Below are 16,232 nucleotides of genomic sequence, written 5' to 3'. Positions count from 1 at the left end.
GCCTCAATACGCGTCGGCGTTGTCGATGTTGAAATTGTAAAGCGTGCGCGCCGAGCCGTAACGCTTGAATTCCGCCGCTTTGACGCCGGTCACCCCGGCGCGGTCGAGCAGGCCCTGCAGCAACTCCAGGTGCTCGGGCCGCATCTCCTTGGCGATGCAGTCGGCGCCGAGGCTTTCGACCTTGCCGCGCACGAAGAGCCGCGCCTCGTAGATGGAATCGCCGAGTGCGTCGCCGGCATCGCCCAGCACCACCAGATTGCCGGATTGCGCCATGAACGCCGACATGTGGCCGATATTGCCATGGACGACGATGTCGATGCCCTTCATCGAAATGCCGCAGCGCGACGACGCGTTGCCTTCGATGACCAACAGTCCGCCCCTGCCGGTGGCGCCGGCATATTGGCTGGCATCGCCTTTGACGGTTATCGAGCCTGACATCATATTCTCGCCGACGCCAGGTCCGGCCGAGCCATGCACGGTGATGGTGCTGCCGTCGTTCATGCCGCCGCAATAATAGCCGACGCTGCCGCGGACATCGATGGTGATCGGCTGGTCGACCCCGACGGCGACCGAATGGCTGCCTTTCGGATGAAGCACTTCCCAGGCGGTCTCGTTCGAACCAGGGGTCAAATCGTGAAGCGCCTGATTGAGCTCGCGCAGCGGCATTTCGCTGAGGTCGAAGACACGCGATGCATGGCTTTGATCCCGCGCGGCCTTGGAGACGTTGATTGCTGGCATGAACTCAGTGCTCCCAGAAATAGACGGTTGCGGGCTCGGGTTCCCAGATCCTCGCATTGTCTATGCCGGGCAGTTTGGTGAGCGCGCGATATTCCGAGCCGAAGGCGACATACTGGTCGGTCTCGGCCATGACGGCAGGTTTGCAGGCGATCGGATCGCGCACCACGCCGAAGCCGTTCTTGGTGCCGACGACGAAGGTGAAGAAGCCGTCGAGGTCGCTCAGCGTGCCTTCCAGCGCCTCGCCGAGATTCTTGCCATGCGCCATCTGCGAGGAGAGATAGGCGGCCGCAACTTCGGTGTCGTTCTCGGTTTCGAATGTCATGCCTTCGCGGATCAGCTCGCGGCGGACATTGTTGTGATTGGACAGCGAGCCATTGTGCACCAGGCACTGGTCGGCGCCGGTCGAAAACGGATGCGCGCCCATCGTTGTGACAGCCGATTCCGTCGCCATGCGGGTATGGCCGATGCCGTGCGTGCCGGTCATGCTGCGCACGTCGAAACGATCGACGACCGCTTCGGGCAGGCCGACTTCCTTGTAGATCTCGACAACATCGCCGGCGCCCATGATGCGGATACCAGGGCGAAGCGTCTGGATGGCCTCGCGCGCTTCATCGATCTTGGCGGGCGTGGTCCTGACGACTGCATGGGTCGACTTCACCGCAATGCTGACTGGGGCTCCGATGGCCTTGGCCAGTTCGGCGTCGAGACCGCGGAAGTCGCGCTCCGGCTTTGCCGACTGGATGGTGATCTTAGCCTCATTGCCGGTTGGCGCGCCGTAGATGGCGATGCCGGCGCTGTCGGGACCGCGATCGCTGAGCGAGATCAGCATCTGCGACAACATCGAGCCGAGCTGAGGCTCGAGCGACTTGTCCTTCAAAAACAGTCCGACGATTCCGCACATGTCAGGCTCCCGAGGTGAGGTATGATTAGGTGCTACCAGCTTCATGAGTCGAATTCAACTCGCATGAAAGTTTTTTTCATGTTGGACAAGTCGTCTGGCGCAAATGACGCGCCAGACGACCCGATGACGACTTAATTGCGGTCGATCGCCTTTCTCGTTTCCTCTCCGGTGCGATCCGCAGCCATATCGGCTTCGATTTCAGCGCTCTCGTGGCGCGTCTGGAGGACGTGCCAACCGATCCAGAAGACGAGGCCGATGATCACCATCACGACTTCGGAACCCTGAAACGGGTAGATCGCGCCGACGTCCTTGAGGTCCACGGCCCAGCTTTCCATTCCATTAGTAGACATTGCGGTTCTCCTTGTCCGTTGACTATTTGATCATGGCCTTTTCGGCGGTTCCCACTTCGCGGACCGACGCCTCGAAAGCATGGTTGAGGGCAAAGTCGACGCCCTCGAGTTCCACCTTCGCCGGCACGCGCAGGAGGTTCATGCTGTTGAGGATCTTGCAGACTACAAAGGTTGGGACGAAACCGAGCACGAACATCAGCACCGCACCAGCGAAATTGCCGAGCGGGTTGATATGCGCGAAGCCCTCGTAGGGCGAGGATGGCTGTCCCCACAGCATGAAGCCCGCCACCACGACCCCGAGGAATCCGCCATAACCATGCACGGCAACAGCGCCCACCGCATCGTCGATCTTGAAGCGGCGCTCGACGAAATAGTGCAGCTTGTAGCAGATGGTCGGGATGATCGCGCCGATCAGCAGTGCCTGGATCGGGTGATAGAGGTCGTTGCCGGCCGAGGTTGAGATAACGCCGCAAAGTCCCATGGAGAATGTCCAGAAAGGATCGCCTTTCGAGACGATGTAGCCGGCCAGCATCCCGCCCGATAGCGACATCAGGAAGTTGAAGGTGATCGCCGAGAGCGTGGTCGGCGCGAGATAGATGTTGGTTGCCGTCCAGGTTTCGCCGGTGATCTGGCCGGCAATCGTGGCCGGGCTGATCAACGGAATGTTGCACGCGGCATAGAAGCCCCAGAAGCCGGTGAAGATCAGGAACAGGCCGATCGTGACCAGCCAAACATTGTGGGGCGGAATGTCGCGTGCAGTGCCGTCGGGCCTGAACTTGCCGATGCGCGGACCAAGCACGATGAGAAAGGCGAGCGCCGCTCCGCCCGCGATTGCGTGCACAACCCCCGATGCATACGCATCATGATAGCCCCAGAGCTTCACCATCCAGCCTTGCGGGTGCCAGCCCCAGGATGCGTCGAGAATCCACAGGACCGAACCGACCAGCACCGCGACGATCCAGAACGCCCCCGAGCGAGCACGTTCTATGATCGAACCCGAGATGATCGACGCCGTCGTAATGGAGAACAGCAGGAAGGCGCCCCAGAACACGCCATTGAGGCGATGCCACAGCGCGGCGTCGGTAGGCGTGACCCCCGTCTCGCCCGGATTGACACCGGAGAGGTGGGTGCCCATCAGCGGATTCCATGGTTCGGCGAATGGTGCGGTGGCGAGTCCGCCCGCGATGCCCGGCCCGTTGGGGAACCCGAAATAGATCCACCAGCCGAAAAAATAGAACGTGATCGTAACGAGCGGGATCGCCATCGCGTTCTTCATGAGCGTTTTCAGGTGATTGCGCCGACGCGACACGCCGACCTCGTACATGCAGAACCCGACATGGATGAGAAACATCATGACGATGGTCACCCAGTAATAGAATTCCGTGAAAATGGTCGTTAGAGCGTTGAGATTCCCTTCCATTTCATGTCCCCTCCGTTTAGTTGCGTCCCTTGCCTCTCAGTAAAACTTTTTGCATCTTAGTATTGCGCGCTTTTGGAGTTTTGAGTCAATATGGCGCGGACCGTCGCATCGCCCTCAGCGCCCTGCAGCGGCGAAACGTCGGCAATCATGTTGAGGAGAAGCAAGTCCATGACGGCATCCTGGAGATTTTCGACCTTGGCGGATCGCCATCGTGCGCTCGGTTCGAAGCTCGAAGACTGGAGCGGGATGGGCACCGCCTGGACCTACGACAAGGACGCCGACGAGGAATACATCGCCATCCGCACCAAGGCCGGGCTGATGGACGTGTCGGGCCTGAAGAAGGTCCACATCACCGGGCCGCATGCCTCGCATCTGATCGACCTGGCGACGACGCGCGACGTCGAGAAAATATATCCTGGCAAGTCGGCCTATGCCTGCATGCTCAACGAGGCGGGAAAATTCACCGACGACTGCATCCTCTACCGCACCGGTCCGAATGCCTGGATGGTCGTGCATGGTTCGGGCACCGGCCATGAGGAGTTGCAACGCGCCGCGATGGGCCGCGATGTCTCGCTGCGCTTCGACGACAATCTGCACGACCTTTCGCTGCAGGGGCCGACAGCCGTCGACTATCTGGCAAAGCATGTCCCCGGCATTCGCGACCTCGCCTATTTCCATCACATGCAGACCCGGCTGTTCGGTTTTCCGGTGATGATCTCGCGCACCGGCTACACCGGCGAGCGCGGCTACGAGATATTCTGCCGCGGCCAGGATGCCGGCACGATCTGGGACACCATCCTCGACGAGGGCAAGAGCGCCGGCATCATTCCGTGCCGGTTCACCACGCTCGATATGCTGCGCGTCGAGAGCTATCTCTTGTTCTACCCCTACGACAATTCGCAGAAGTATCCGTTCGAGAACGAAGGCCCTGGCGATACGCTGTGGGAACTCGGCCTCGATTTCACCGTCAGCCCCGGCAAGACAGGCTTTCGCGGCGCCGAGGAGCACTACCGCCTCAAGGGCAAGGAGCGCTTCAAGATCTTCGGCGTGCTGCTCGAAGGCAAGGAGCCGGCCGACGAGGGCGCGCCGGTCTATCGCGACGGCAAAAGGGTCGGCGTGGTGACCTGCGCCATGTATTCGCCGCTGGTCAAGAAATCGATGGGCATCGCCCGGCTCGACGTCGACTGCGCCGTCCAGGGCACAAGGCTCGAGATCCGCAACAAGAGCGGCGCCATCAGCGCGACGGCTGAGCCGCTTCCGTTCGATGATCCGAAGAAGACCAAGCGCACGGCGAAAGGCTGAGGCATACTGAGAGGATGGCAGCGAAAAGCATCATCAGCCGGCCGGTCTACGGGACCCTGTCCACGCAGCCCGGCAAGCACCATCTTTTCGTGGCGGATGCAGAGGGTGCGCTGGCGATAACGGATCTGTCACCCAAGGTGCCCGCCGGCTTCTTTGCCGATGCGCACATCATCTTCATCCCCGGCGATGAGGGCAAGCATGTCGCCGCCCTTGAGGCGCTGAAGCCGGCGCAACTCTACCAAGGACCTTCCTTTGCCAGCGCCTTGCCGCGGCTGAAGCAGACCCTTGCCAACGCCCATATGGGCCTGCGCCTCTATCTCGCCGGCACCGAGGGGCTGATCGGCCAAGCCATGCAGGCGGCGCTCGAAGCCGGTATCGACCATACCTCGATCCAGACCGAGCACCGCGGCTCGCTGGCGCGCCGCATGCAGTGCGTTCACTGCAAGGGCATCACCGAGAACGTCACGACGCAGCCGGCAACCTGTTCGCATTGCGGCCTGCTTCTTCTGGTACGCGATCACTATTCCAGGCGCCTCGCGGCATTCCAGGGCGTCTGCATCAATGCGGAAGACCGCAGCGAAATTCCTCCCACGGAGGAGATCTTTCGATGAGCACCGGCACCACCAAGCTTGACGTCGTGGTGAGCGACGTCGTCCCGGTCAACGAACTGGTGACGCGCTTCCATTTCCGCAGGCGTGACGAAGCGCTGCTGCCGACATTCTCCGGCGGCGCCCATGTCGTCGTCGAGATGCGAGACGGCGAGCGGACCAGGCTCAACCCCTATTCGCTGATGGGCTCGCCGCTCGACACGCGCGAATACACGATCTCGGTGCGCCGCGACGATGTCGGCCGCGGCGGCTCGCTGTTCATGCACCGGAGCGTCAGGCCCGGCATGGAGATGGTGATCAGCTATCCCGTCAATCTGTTCTCGCTCGATCTGCGCGCCAAAAAACACCTGATGCTGGCCGGCGGCATCGGCATCACGCCGTTCATGGCGCAGACCGCGCAGCTGGCGGCGGAAGGCGGCAATTTCGAATTGCACTACACCTGCCGCACCGCCTCGCTCGGCACCTATGCCGATGTGCTCAGAGAGCGTTACGACCGCCGGGTCAGGCTCTACCACGACGACCGCGACGAGCGCATCGAGCTCGACCGGCTGCTGTCGTCGCAGCCGCTCGGTACACATCTCTATGTCTGCGGCCCGTCGGGCATGATCGGCTGGGTGCGCGACCGTGCCGCCGCGCTCGGCTGGCCGGCGGAAACCGTGCATTTCGAGCATTTCGCAGCCCCCCAGCCCGGCGCCCCATTCGACGTGACGCTGGCTGTCAGCGGCAAGACGATCCGCGTCGGCGAGCAGCAGAGCCTGCTTGAGGCGATCGAGGCCGCCGGCGTCGATCCGCCCTATCTCTGCCGCGGCGGCGTCTGCGGCCAGTGCGAAACCAACGTCATTTCTTCGGACGGCAAATTCATTCACAACGACCACTGGCTGAGCGAGGAAGAGCATCGTTGCGGCAAGAAGGTCATGCCCTGCGTCTCGCGCTTCGAGGGCAGGTCGCTGGTTCTGGAAAGATAGGAGGCGGGCTTGGGCATCACCTTCCGCAAGGAAACGTTCCGCGACGACTTCACCTTCAAGAACAGCCCGGAGCACATCAGGCGGTTTCCGTTCCCGTTCCACGAAGACAGCTACATGTATGCGGTCAACATCGAGCCTCATGTTCTGGGGCCGAAGGGCAGCGTGCTCGAAAACCTGATCGACGTCGACGAGCACTATGTCGCCGAGATGCAGGACCGCGCGCTGGTGCTGGCCGAGGACCCGCTGCGCTGCCAGTCGCTGCCGCACATGACGCTGGCCGGCTGGGACCTGCTCGAACTTCTGATGGAACAGCAGGCGCTGGGCTATCCCGAGCATTTCACGCTGATGCGCGACGGTGACCGCTGGCGCTGGATCAACCGGCCGCTCGGCATCGACGACACCTTCACCTTCGGCGACGTGTCGACACTGCCCTATGGGCCGATGGAATACATCACGCGCCAGAGCCAGGGCGATTTCTGCATCCTCGACCAGCGCGACGGCAATCTGTGGATGGACGCCGGCATGGTCACCACCCAGGCCGACTGGTCGCTGGATTTCGATATCGGCATGAACTTCTTCGAATGGCACGCGCCGGTGCCGTTGGCGCATGAGAAGGGCATATTCGTCCGGGCGCTGAAGTTCCTTACCAACATCCAGCAAGGCAAGCCGGCGCGCCGCCTGAACTGGACGATGACCATCAATCCGCGCCTCGACACCAGTCCGGAAAATTATCACAAATGGGGACCGGACCGGACGACGGTGACGCCCGAAAACGTCGGCGACAAGGTCCATCTGCGCGTCGAATTGCAGAGCTTCTGGCGGCTGCCGCGCTCGAACGGCATCGTCTTCCCGATCCGCTGTTATCTGATCAAGATGGACGAGCTAGTGACGCAGCCGAAATGGGCAAGGCGCCTGCATCGCGTCATCCGCGACCTGCCCGAGGAACTCGTCAATTACAAAGGCCTGACGCGCTATCGGCCGACGCTGCTCGAGTGGCTGTCGAAGCTGGATGATGGCAGCCCGACGTCAGCAGGGTTTGGACCGGATTGACTGCTGCCGTCGCCGAAGCTGCCAATCTCCCCCCTCGTGGGGGAGATGCCCGGCAGGGCAGAGGGGGCGCTGTCCCGCCAACCTCTCAATCGATCGTAATTGCGCCCTCAACCTGGTTCTCTGCTGGTCGTAGGACAGGCGCGAGGTTGGCGCTCTATGGCGCCCCCCTCTGTCCTGCCGGACATCTCCCCCACGAGGGGGGAGATCGAACTCTCACCCCGCACTACTCTGCGGATAGCAGATGATCGAGAGATAGCGCATCGGCAGTTGCGTCAGCACTTCCGGCCCGTGCGGCGCATCCGCGTCGAAGAACAGGCTGTCGCCGGGCTTCATTGGGTAGAGATTGCTGCCGTGCCGGTAAACGACCTCGCCCTCGAGCATGTAGAGAAACTCCATGCCTTCATGCTGGAAGGTCGGAAACACATCGGAATCCTCGGTCAGCGTGATCAGATAGGGCTCGACGACAACACCGCTGGTGTTCGAGCCGATATGGCCGAGAAGATTGTACTGGTGGCCGGCACGCGTGCCGCGCCGCTCGACATCGAGCCCTTCGCCAGCCTTGACGAAGACGGCGCTGCGCTCTTCCTCGAAGCGGCGAAAGAAAGCGGTGACCGGAACGCCGAGCGCTCGTGACAGCGCCTGCAATGTCGTCAGCGACGGCGAGGTGATGCCGTTTTCGATCTTCGACAGCATGCCAAGCGAAATGTCGGTGGCAGCCGCAAGATCGGCGACGGTGATGCCGAGTTTTTTGCGAAACGCCCGCACCTCGCGGCCGATCGCCACCTCCAGGACTTTTTCGCGGATATCGCGAACGGCGTGCGGGTCCTGGGTCAGTGGCGTCCGGATCGTTGCCACGCCCTTCGGCGATGGCTTGGTCTTGGCGGGGGCTGCCCCATTCCTGAAATTGGAAGCTTTCTTCGCCATGTCGCCACCCCGGGGGTTTTGCGGATTTATTTCACTCACGGTGAACATATTCGGTGCCGATACAGGAGCGCAACCGCCACACAACGATCCACGATCGATTTGTTTGTTTTCCATACCCGTGACGATCAGGTTTCGCTGAAATCCGGCCCGGCGAAAACGAGGTTTCGCAACAAGGCCTGTTGACAGCATCGAAGGGGCAATTACTGTCCTGTCAGTGAAATTTGTTTCGTTAGAGAAATGAGATCGGGAGGCCCGCAATGAAAAGTCGTGTTGCCGTCATTGGGGCCGGACCTTCCGGCATGGCCCAGCTTCGAGCCTTCAAGTCGGCTGCCGACAAGGGCGCGGACATCCCGGAAATCGTCTGCTTCGAAAAGCAGTCCGACTGGGGCGGCCTGTGGAATTACACCTGGCGCACCGGCCTCGACGAGCATGGCGACCCGGTGCATGGCTCGATGTACCGTTACCTCTGGTCGAACGGACCGAAGGAATGCCTCGAATTCGCCGACTATACGTTCGAGGAGCATTTCGGCCGGCCGATCGGCTCCTATCCGCCGCGCGCCGTGCTGTGGGACTACATCAAGGGCCGCGTCGAAAAATCCGGCGTGCGCAAATGGGTGCGCTTCAACAGCCCGGTGCGCATGGTGACCTTCTCCGACGCGACGAAAAAGTTCACCGTCACCGCGCATGACCGCGCCAACGACGTCACCTATTCGGAGGAGTTCGACAACGTCGTCGTTGCCTCCGGGCATTTTTCCGTGCCCAACGTCCCCTATTTCGAGGGCTTTTCGACCTTCAACGGCCGCATCCTGCACAGCCACGATTTCCGCGACGCCATGGAATTCAAGGGCAAGGACATATTGATCATCGGCCGCTCCTATTCGGCCGAGGATATTGGCTCGCAATGCTACAAATACGGCGCGAAATCGATCACCTCCAGCTACCGCTCGAAGCCGATGGGCTTCAAATGGCCTGACAATTGGAAGGAAGTGCCGCTGCTGCAGAAGGTCATCGGCAAGACCGCGCATTTCAAGGACGGCAGCACCAGGGATGTCGACGCCATCATCCTGTGCACCGGCTACCTGCACGCCTTCCCGTTCCTCACCGAGGATCTGAAGCTCAAGACCGCCAACCGCATGTGGCCGGACGGGCTCTACGAGGGCGTCGTCTGGGAGAAGAACCCGCGGCTGTCCTATATTGGCATGCAGGACCAGTTCTACACCTTCAACATGTTCGACGCGCAGGCCTGGTTCGCGCGCGATGTCATCATGGGCCGCATCAAGCTGCCTTCGGCCGAGGCGATGGCGGAACACGGCAGGAAGTGGCGGGCGCGCGAGGAAACGCTGGAAGACGCCGAGCAGATGATCTGGTTCCAGGGCGACTACACCAAGGAGCTGATGGAGCAGACCGACTATCCCGGCTTCGACGTCGAGGCTGTCAACCAAACCTTCATGGAGTGGGAGCACCACAAGGTGGAAGACATTATGAGCTTCCGCGACCACGCCTACCGCTCGCTGATGACCGGCACGATGGCACCGCTGCACCATACGACCTGGCTGCAGGCGATGGACGACTCGATGGAAAGCTATCTCGAGGTAAAGGGAGTGGCTGCGGAGTAGACCACCAAGCGCTCCGCAGGCCTCGCACTGCAGAGTGAACCGAAAGGCGCTTCATCAGCGGTTCAGTAGTTTTGTCAGTTCTGTATTCAAGTGAAAGAAAGTTGAAATTACTCCGTCGAAGACGTGATCGAGGGCTCGTCCGTAACCTTGGCTCAATGCCGCTGCGTCGAAGCCGAGGGCTTCAAGATTTCTGAGCACGCCGCCGGCGTCGTGGGCATCCGCTATGCGAAGATCGTTATTGATGAACAACGGCGCGAAAGCGCCGTTGCGAGTCACCAAATCCCGGGGCTCGGTGTCAGCGGCAAATGCATCGATATGCTCGCCCTCTTTGTTCAGCCGCTCTACGATGTTGGACAACGCTTGCAACAACTTGACGCTGCCTAGATCCTTGACATCTGACCGGGCGTGGCCGGCGCGCTCGATTAGCTTGCGTAAGAATCCGTTAGGGATACGTTGCCAGAGTTCATGGATGCTTTTGCACCGCGAGAGAAACGCTTGCTCCGTCATGGCAAGCGGAGCCACCTGACCTAGGCGGGAAAGCTCTGGATAGTGTAACCATCCACTAGCCTGCAGTTCCGCACGGGAGAACCCGACGATTTCGGCCGCAGCCTGGGGCATCTCTAGCGTGGTACTCAGGAAGGCCAAATGATCACCCAGATCCAGCAGTTGGTTCACGAAGCGCTCTGTCTTAGAGACGATGTGCTCTTCGTCTTGACTGAACTCAGCGACCTGAGCAGGGTCTTGCACGTGAGCATAGGCGTGAAGGATCTCACGGTCTGGTTTAGGTTCGTAGAGTTCTCGCATTGGTACCTTGATCAGATTGCGGCCGACTCGAACACAGTCGGTAAAGCTCCACTGCCCACGATAGGATGGGCTGCAGTACCATCGCCCGTAAATCTTAGCCGGGGTGGTGTCGAAGAGGCCGTTCTGCTCATACCGCTCTAGGAATTTGTCATCGAGATAAACAGGTATCACCTCAACAAGGGCGTCGGCCCGAGCGCGGGTCATAGGTCCCGTGATTCCCGGCCAGATCAGACCGTCAGCACGCACCTCAGGGCAGAGTTCCGGAGCGACTGCGGCAACGGTGGCCCACAGTTGGATGAGAAGGCCTCCTTTATGCTCGCGGATATCGAGTTCGTACCAGCCATCATCGGGCTTCAACTGGGTGTGTGCCCCACCAGCCATCAATGCCCGAAGGTCTGGTCGGTCTGGCAACAAGGCTTCGTAAAAGAAGACTCGAACACCATAAGTACCTCTCATCCAGAGGTAGCGTCGGAGATATTCGTTGGACATCGTCCAACGAATATCTCGTTTGGGAGAGTAGTAATACTCGGTCGAGATTTCCCCTTCAGCGACCCCAAACTCCGGAAGCGAAAGATCATCAAATATAACCTGCTGTTGTTCCCCACCGAGGCAGCGAGGCGAGAGGCCTAAGGCCATCCAGACTTTTTCCGCTCAGATTATAACTGTAGAAAGAGCCGTTGCCCCATGACGCTACGACATAGTCAAGTCCAGACACCGAAGGGTTGAACGTGGCCAGGCCGCCTTGTTGACGCACATCTGGCGTGGAGAAAGAGATCACGCCTTCTCCAGCCTCGCGTGCGACACGGAGAGCATTAAGTTCGGGTAGGGGTACTAAAGCCATGATCATGTGAACGTATTCACGATTGGGACCATGTTGGTCGGCCTCGTAACGCGCCGTCACTTCGACACGAAGCCGTGGGTCGTCACCTACTAGCTCAAGCAGGCTGCGCAAAAGCGGTGGTAATTGAACAGCTGCGATTGGAAATTCTGCTAAGTAGTCGACGATCAAGGCTCTATTCCTTGTTCACTGATACAGAAGGACGCGGCCCGTCCATGAACTGGTAGCGAAGAAAAGTCCACGACGACAATGGAGCCAAACGACCTCGAGGTTAAGGGAGTGGCGGCCGAGTAGCCGTCTCGCCTCGAGCTATCCCAGCCTTGCCCGTGCCTTCGCCGTCCAGGCGTTGAACAGCCGGTCGGCGACGATGCCGATGAAGGCGATGGCCAGTACCGCGACGATGCCGCGGCCGGAATCGGCCTTGACCGAGCGATGAACACCTCCTGGCCGAGATCGCGTGTGCCGACCATGGCGCAGATGATGATCATCGCCAGCGCCATCAGGATCGTCTGGTTGACGCCACGCCCTTCAAATCCTGTGTGCAGAGATATTACTTGCTGCGGGCCTCGCGCACGTCTTTCGTCGCCTCAATGATCCGCTCGAGCAAGGCATGGAAATCGTCGCGGTGGCCGCTGCGGCCGGCGGGGCCGTCTTCATCGGATGTCATGACCACGGTCAGCGCGCGCCCGGGCACAACATAGACCATCTGCCCGCCATACCCCCACCCGTAGAAGACCGCTTCGCCCGCGATCTGACGCATGAACCAACCATAGCCATAACCGTCACCGGTGAAACCGGAGGCGGTGCGTGGCTGCCAGGAGAGCTTGATCCAATCGGCCGGCACGAGCTGCCGTCCGCCGCGGCTCATCCCGCCGCTGCGGTAGAGCTCGCCAAAGGCGAGCAGCGAGCGCGGGCTCATGGCCATCTGGTTGCCGCCGAGATAGATGCCCTGTGGGTCGCGGTCCCAGGCGGCGACGGAAAAGCCCTCCTGCGGCCCCAGCCATTCGCGTGCCAGTTCCAGCGTTGAGCGGCCGGTCCGGCGCGTCAGGATCGCCGAAAGGAGATGGGTCGAGCCGGTGGAATAGAGCATGGTACCGCCCGGTTCGTCGTCGAAGGGCATGGCGAGCGCTGCCCGCACCCAGTTGTAGCTTGCCACCCAGCGCCCGTAGTTTGGGCCGGAGGTCCGACCCAGCCCTGCCTGCATGGAAAGCAGGTGACCGATCGTAACCTGCTGGAGCCGCGGATCCACGTCGGCGGGCAGGTCGGCCTGAAGAAGCGGAGCGATCTTCTGGTCAGTGCCTTGGAGCACACCCTTGTCGATGGCGATGCCGACGAGTGCGGAGATGATCGACTTGGAGGCGGATTTTATGTTGGCCGGACGTGCCGGAGAGTGGCCGCGATAGCCACGCTCCGCCACCACCGCGCCCTCATGCGCGATGGCGACCGTGCGCAGCGGCGTCAGGCGCTCGGCCTCATCGAAGAGCTTCTCAAGCCGCTCCTCCAGGCCGTCCGCACCGTGCGCAGCGACGGAAAGGATGAGGAGGAAAGCTAGAATCACGGTGGGGCGCTTCAGCATGAAGCCAGCTTGGGATGCATTTTGGGCAAGACGAAGGTGGGGCGCGCGATCCTACCCCAGCCTTGCCCGTGCCTTCGCCGTCCAGGCGTTGAACAGCCGGTCGGCGACGATGCCGATGAAGGCGATGGCGAGGCCCGCGACGATGCCGCGGCCGGAATCGGCCTTGGAGAGCGCGATGAACACCTCCTGGCCGAGGTCGCGCGTGCCGACCATGGCGCAGATGATGATCATCGCCAGCGCCATCAGGATCGTCTGGTTGACGCCGAGCATGATCTCAGGCAACGCCAGCGGCAGCTGCACGCGCAGGAACGTCTGGCGCTTGGTGCAGCCCGACACCTTTGCCGCCTCGATCAATGCCGGTGGCACCTGCCTGAGGCCGTGATTGGTGTAGCGGATGGCCGGCACCACGGCGAAGGCGACCGTGGCGATCATCGCGGTGACGTCGCCGACGCGGAACAGCATCACCACAGGAATGATGAAGCAGAACGATGGCAGCACCTGCAAAGTGTCGATGATTGGGGTGACGATCTTCTCGACACGGTCGCTGCGTGATGCCATCAGCCCAATCGGGATGCCGATCAGGCAACCGATGAAAGCCGAGATGCCGCAGAGATAGACCGTCGCCATGGTCTTTTCCCAAAGGCCGGTCACCGCGCAGAAGACGGTCAGCGCCGCGACCAGGGCGCCGAGGCGAAGGCCGCCGAGCTGGTAGCCGGCAAGGCCGAGCAGGAACACCGCACCCGCCCACGGGAAGCCCTCGCAGAAGGCGCGCACCGGGTTCAGCACATTGAGGATGAGGGCCACGCGGAACGCCTCGATCGTGTCGAAGAAGTTGATCGTGATCCAGCTCACCGCCGTCTTCCACAGGGGTGCGGTGGTGAAGGTGATCGCCTTCGGCACCGCGGCGAAGGCCGGCACGAACAGGCCAAGCAGCGTCGTGGCTGCAAGGATGGCTATGGCCAGCGTCAGGTTGGGGTAGCGGCGCCACAAGCTCGGGCTCACCTCCTGATAGAGATGGCCTTGCGCGTGATTGCGCGCGATCGCCTGGCTTAGCCGGTCGAGCGCGATCGCCAGCGCCACGATGGCGAGGCCGGCTTCCATCGCCTCGCCGACCTTCAGCGCCCTGAGCGCCAGCAGCACGTCGTAGCCGAGGCCACCGGCGCCGATCATCGAAGCGATAATCACCATATTGAGCGCCAGCATGATGACCTGATTGACGCCGACCATCAGCGTTGGACGCGCCGAGGGCAAAAGCACGCGCCACAATTTCTGGCGCGCGGTGCAGCCGGCCATCTCGCTGAAATCGTCGATTTCGGACGGCACCCGCGACAGTCCCAGCATTGTCGCGCGCACCATTGGCGGCGTCGCGAAAATGGCCGTCGCGATCATCGCCGAAACCGGGCTGTTGCCGAACAAAAGCAGCATCGGGATCAGATAGGCGAAGGTCGGGATGGTCTGCATCAGATCAAGGGCAGGGGAGATCAACAGCCTCTCCGCCCATGGCTTGCGCCACGCCCAGATGCCGACGAACAATCCGGTGACGATGCAGAACGGCACGGCGATGGAGATCAGGCCGAGCGTCAGCATTGCGCTGGTCCATTGGCCGAACAGCGCGATGTAGAGGAAACAGCCGCCGACCAGCGCGCCGAGACTCCAGCCACCGGCGGCGCGTCCGGCCAGGAATGCAGCGATGCACACGCCGACCCAGGACAGGCGCGGCAGGACGACCATATCTGCGCCATGGCCGATCTTGAAATTCTTGGCGAGCAGATTGAGCGCGAAATCGAGTGGCACGCTGAGCGCCGCGGTGATCGACCGCGTCAGCCAGGAAAAGTTCGACTTTATCAGGTTCATCAGCGCGCTGACCCAGTCGGCGACGGGAACGATTGCGCTGGCCGGATAGTTGACGGCCCATGGCAGCCTGTCCTGCAGCAGGAATACGGCAAGCACGGCGGCGAGGGCGCAGGCCCAGACCACCAGCCAGATCTGAACCGGCCGCGATCTCGCCTCGCTGGTGCTTGCCGTTACCGTCATGCGCCGGCCCGGGAACGCTCGATGCCGGCCAGAAGATCGATCACCGCTTGCGGCGTGACCTCGCCGATTGGCTTGCCGGTGCCGTTGATTACCGCGAACGGCTTGCCGGCGGAGACGATGCTTGCCGAAAAACTTGATATCTTGGCATCCGGCGCAACCGCGCCGCCATGCTCGGTGCCGTCGCAGGCGCGCATCAGGCTTCGTGCCGAGATCACCTTGGCGCGGTCGACGTCGCGGGTGAATTCGGCGACATAGTCGGTCGCCGGATTGACCACCAGCTCCTCCGGCGTGCCGATCTGGATGACCTCGCCGTCCTTCATGATAGCGATGCGGTCGGCCAGCCGGATGGCCTCGTCGAAATCATGGGTGATGAAAACGATGGTCTTGTGCAGCATGGTCTGCAGCCGCATCAGCTCGTCCTGCATTTCGCGGCGGATCAGCGGATCGAGCGCCGAGAACGGCTCGTCGAGAAACCAGATTTCCGGCTTGGTGGCGAGGCTGCGGGCGATGCCGACCCGCTGCTGCTGGCCGCCGGAAAGCTCACGCGGATAGAAATGCTCGCGGCCGCGCAGGCCGACGAGCTCGATCACTTCCCGCGCGCGCTTCTCGCGCGTCGGCCGGTCCTGCCCCTGGATGCCCAGGGGAAAGGCGATGTTCTCCAGCACGTTCAGATGCGGCAGCAGGGCAAAATTCTGGAACACCATCCCCATGCGGTGGCGCCGCAATTCGATCAGCGCGGCATCGGAGATCTTCAGCAGATCCTTGCCCTCGAACTCGACCTTGCCATGCGTCGGCTCGACCAGTCGCGACATGCAGCGCACCAGCGTCGACTTGCCCGACCCCGAAAGCCCCATGATGATAAAGATCTCGCCTTGGCGGATTTCGAGGTCGACGGCGCGCACGGCGCCGACCAGCCCGGCCGCAGCGACGTCCGCCATGCTGGCCTTGCCGTTGCGTTGGCGGATGAAATTTGCCGCGTTCGCCCCGAACAGCTTCCAGACGTTGCGGCAGGCAAGTTTTATCGGGCGGGCATCGTTTGGCGTGCCTGCCGCTTGCGGCACCTGTTCGGTCGTATCGGCCATGCAGTCGTCCTTCTGGAATATGAG

15 protein-coding genes and 1 pseudogene are annotated in these 16,232 nt (G+C 61.6%); 5 read left to right on the top strand and 11 right to left on the bottom strand.

The genetic code is table 11. The features are described 5' to 3' along the window. Positions 1-3 precede the first annotated feature (3 nt). The 4 genes from EOB36_RS04925 to EOB36_RS04910 all read right to left on the bottom strand — a co-directional run bounded on the left by EOB36_RS04925 (position 4) and on the right by EOB36_RS04910 (position 3,409). Positions 4-738: a GXGXG domain-containing protein gene (locus EOB36_RS04925; protein WP_128284421.1), complete on the bottom strand. Its 735-nt coding sequence runs from the start codon at positions 736-738 to the stop codon at positions 4-6. A gap of 4 nt (positions 739-742) precedes the next feature. Next, positions 743-1,639: a glutamine amidotransferase family protein gene (locus EOB36_RS04920; protein ID WP_128284420.1), complete on the bottom strand. Its 897-nt coding sequence runs from the start codon at positions 1,637-1,639 to the stop codon at positions 743-745. Positions 1,640-1,770: 131 nt separating this feature from the next. Continuing rightward, positions 1,771-1,959, bottom strand: a complete 189-nt coding sequence (locus EOB36_RS04915; protein WP_245467611.1) for a hypothetical protein — start codon at positions 1,957-1,959, stop codon at positions 1,771-1,773. Between the two features lie 52 nt (positions 1,960-2,011). After that, positions 2,012-3,409 carry an ammonium transporter gene (locus EOB36_RS04910; protein ID WP_128284418.1) on the bottom strand — a complete coding sequence of 466 codons (1,398 nt, stop codon included), beginning with the start codon at positions 3,407-3,409 and terminating at the stop codon, positions 2,012-2,014. A 168-nt stretch (positions 3,410-3,577) separates the two neighbouring features. Between EOB36_RS04910 and EOB36_RS04905 the strand changes: the two genes are divergently transcribed. From EOB36_RS04905 to EOB36_RS04890, 4 genes are read left to right on the top strand one after another with little or no spacing between them, the layout of a single operon-like run. Then, a complete protein-coding gene (locus EOB36_RS04905) occupies positions 3,578-4,711 on the top strand; it encodes an aminomethyltransferase family protein (RefSeq protein ID WP_128284417.1) in 1,134 nt (377 codons plus the stop codon). Positions 4,712-4,725: 14 nt separating this feature from the next. After that, the gene (locus EOB36_RS04900) at positions 4,726-5,322 is read left to right on the top strand and encodes a dimethylamine monooxygenase subunit DmmA family protein (protein WP_128284416.1); all 597 of its coding nucleotides are present in this window, start codon (positions 4,726-4,728) and stop codon (positions 5,320-5,322) included. After that, entirely contained in the window at positions 5,319-6,284 is a 966-nt protein-coding gene (locus tag EOB36_RS04895) for a PDR/VanB family oxidoreductase (RefSeq protein WP_128284415.1), read from the top strand. The genes EOB36_RS04900 and EOB36_RS04895 overlap by 4 nt, the downstream gene beginning before the upstream one ends. Before the next feature lie 9 nt (positions 6,285-6,293). Beyond that, on the top strand, positions 6,294-7,334 hold the full coding sequence (locus tag EOB36_RS04890) for a DUF3445 domain-containing protein (protein ID WP_128284414.1): 1,041 nt from the start codon (positions 6,294-6,296) through the stop codon (positions 7,332-7,334). Positions 7,335-7,547: 213 nt separating this feature from the next. On the opposite strand, the gene EOB36_RS04885 is transcribed toward EOB36_RS04890, so the two are convergent. Beyond that, a complete protein-coding gene (locus tag EOB36_RS04885) occupies positions 7,548-8,258 on the bottom strand; it encodes an XRE family transcriptional regulator (protein WP_095483896.1) in 711 nt (236 codons plus the stop codon). A 257-nt stretch (positions 8,259-8,515) separates the two neighbouring features. Here EOB36_RS04885 and EOB36_RS04880 point away from each other — a divergent pair, with 257 nt between their 5' ends. Then, positions 8,516-9,874, top strand: a complete 1,359-nt coding sequence (locus EOB36_RS04880) for an NAD(P)/FAD-dependent oxidoreductase (protein WP_128284413.1) — start codon at positions 8,516-8,518, stop codon at positions 9,872-9,874. A 54-nt stretch (positions 9,875-9,928) separates the two neighbouring features. Here the strand turns inward: EOB36_RS04880 and EOB36_RS04875 are convergent, their stop codons facing one another. The 6 genes and pseudogenes from EOB36_RS04875 to EOB36_RS04855 all read right to left on the bottom strand — a co-directional run bounded on the left by EOB36_RS04875 (position 9,929) and on the right by EOB36_RS04855 (position 16,208). Further along, the gene (locus EOB36_RS04875) at positions 9,929-11,314 is read right to left on the bottom strand and encodes a hypothetical protein (RefSeq protein ID WP_206637139.1); all 1,386 of its coding nucleotides are present in this window, start codon (positions 11,312-11,314) and stop codon (positions 9,929-9,931) included. Beyond that, positions 11,256-11,687: a hypothetical protein gene (locus EOB36_RS34615; RefSeq protein ID WP_206637138.1), complete on the bottom strand. Its 432-nt coding sequence runs from the start codon at positions 11,685-11,687 to the stop codon at positions 11,256-11,258. The genes EOB36_RS04875 and EOB36_RS34615 overlap by 59 nt, the downstream gene beginning before the upstream one ends. A 138-nt stretch (positions 11,688-11,825) precedes the next feature. Continuing rightward, positions 11,826-12,037 (bottom strand): annotated as a pseudogene (locus EOB36_RS34885) (ABC transporter permease); the annotation flags it as partial. Positions 12,038-12,066: 29 nt separating this feature from the next. Next, positions 12,067-13,092, bottom strand: coding sequence for a serine hydrolase (locus tag EOB36_RS04865; RefSeq protein WP_128284412.1), 1,026 nt, complete (start codon positions 13,090-13,092; stop codon positions 12,067-12,069). Positions 13,093-13,143: 51 nt separating this feature from the next. After that, a complete protein-coding gene (locus EOB36_RS04860; protein ID WP_128284411.1) occupies positions 13,144-15,126 on the bottom strand; it encodes an ABC transporter permease subunit in 1,983 nt (660 codons plus the stop codon). Then, complete coding sequence (locus EOB36_RS04855; protein ID WP_128284410.1) at positions 15,123-16,208, bottom strand: glycine betaine/L-proline ABC transporter ATP-binding protein; 1,086 nt, start codon at positions 16,206-16,208, stop codon at positions 15,123-15,125. Before EOB36_RS04855 ends, EOB36_RS04860 begins: the two co-directional genes overlap by 4 nt. Positions 16,209-16,232 lie beyond the last annotated feature (24 nt).

Origin of the sequence: Mesorhizobium sp. M6A.T.Cr.TU.017.01.1.1, assembly GCF_004023115.1 — a bacterium.
GTDB lineage: Bacteria > Pseudomonadota > Alphaproteobacteria > Rhizobiales > Rhizobiaceae > Mesorhizobium > Mesorhizobium mediterraneum.
The sequence above is the reverse complement of the archived record's forward strand: the minus strand, read 5'-3'. Positions and strand labels throughout refer to the sequence as shown.